The sequence below is a fragment of the Corallococcus sicarius genome (genome assembly GCF_003611735.1).
Classification (GTDB): Bacteria; Myxococcota; Myxococcia; order Myxococcales; family Myxococcaceae; genus Corallococcus; species Corallococcus sicarius.
In genome coordinates, this window is the sequence record NZ_RAWG01000633.1 from 1 (window position 1) to 1371 (window position 1371).

The 1371-nt window shown below is 74.6% G+C and carries 1 protein-coding gene; it reads left to right on the forward strand.

The genetic code is table 11. The annotated features are described in order from the left end of the window. Positions 1-18: 18 nt before the first annotated feature. The coding region (locus D7X12_RS41380) for a hypothetical protein (protein WP_208719632.1) at positions 19-1371 on the forward strand (1353 nt) is incomplete at its 3' end.

Here is a 1371-nt window from a genome sequence, read left to right on the forward strand (position 1 = left end):
AGGATGCTCAGCGTCAAGGTGACGCTGAGCATCCTCACGCCCTTCGGCCTCACGCGCGTGGGCTCCGAGCCGTCGGAGGTGAAGGTCGCGGTGGACGAGGACTCCGCGCGCGTGGAGGTGAAGCTGGGCGCCATCGAACTCGTCTCCAAGGACGGGCGCACGCTGCGCGCGGCGGAGGGCGACGCGGTGGACCTGACCCGCGACCGCGCGGAGGTGGTGCCCGCGGGCCCGCGCGTCGTGGAGCTGGCGCCCATCGCGGTGACGGTGCGCGCGGGGCCCGGCGGCAACGCGGAGGTGAAGTCGAAGGAGTCCGGGCGCTGGCGCAAGGTGCGCCGCGACGGCGAGGTGCTCGCCTTCGGCGACGGCGTGCGCGCGAAGGGCGGTGACGCGGTGCTGTCGCTCAAGGACAGCGGCTCGCTCTTGACGCTGTCCCCCGGCGCGGAGGCGGTGCTGGAGGGCGCGGGGCAGCAGGGCGTCACCGACGAGGCGCGCGTCAACCTGCTGCAGGGCATGCTGGCGGTGCAGCTCGCCGCCGGGCGCACCAGCCGCGTGGTGCTGCCGGAGTTGACGCTGGAGGGCGGGGGCGCGGCGAAGCTCGAAATCCGCCGCACCGGCTCCGGCTTCCTCGTGGCGGCGCACACGGGCGACGTGACGCTCACGCGGGGCGCGAAGCGGCAGGAGCTGCGCGCGGGCGAGCGGGCCACGGTGGAGAACGACGGCAGCGCGAAGGTGGAGCCCCTGGAGGCGGCCACGGTGGCGTTGGGGCCCGTTGATGGCACGCGGGTGTACCACCGGGGGCTCACGGAGGTGGCGCTCACCTGGCAGGGCGAGGGCGACACGGTGGTGGAGGCGGCGCTGGACCCTGGCTTCACGCGCCGGGTGCTGTGGGGCCGGGTGCATCGCGCTTCGGTCAACGTGTCGGCGCCGGCGCGGGGCACGCTGTACTGGCGGGTGCGCAAGGACGACGGCACGCAGGTGGCCGCCGGCAGCGCCCTCTTCGCCCCCGAGGCAACGACGAGCCCCCTGGCGCGGGTGCGCAACGTGGTGCCCGAGGGGCCGGAGAAGACGACCATCTTCTACCAGGACAAGCCCCCGGCGGTGACGTTCAGCTACGGCGCCGAACCGCGGGCCAGCACCTATCGCGTGGCGGTGTACAAGGCGGGCGCGCTGACGACGCCGGTGGTGCAGCGCACGGTGGCGGACACGCGCGCGGCGCTGGAGGCCGGGGCGCTGGGCGAGGGCAGCTACCTGTGGTCCGTCACGCCGCTGTCCCAGGCGGGGGCGGCCCTCAAGGGGGGCCGGATGAACAAGCTGGAGCTCGTCTACGACAACTCGGTGGTGGGGCTCGTGGTGGACAGCCCGCGTCAGGGG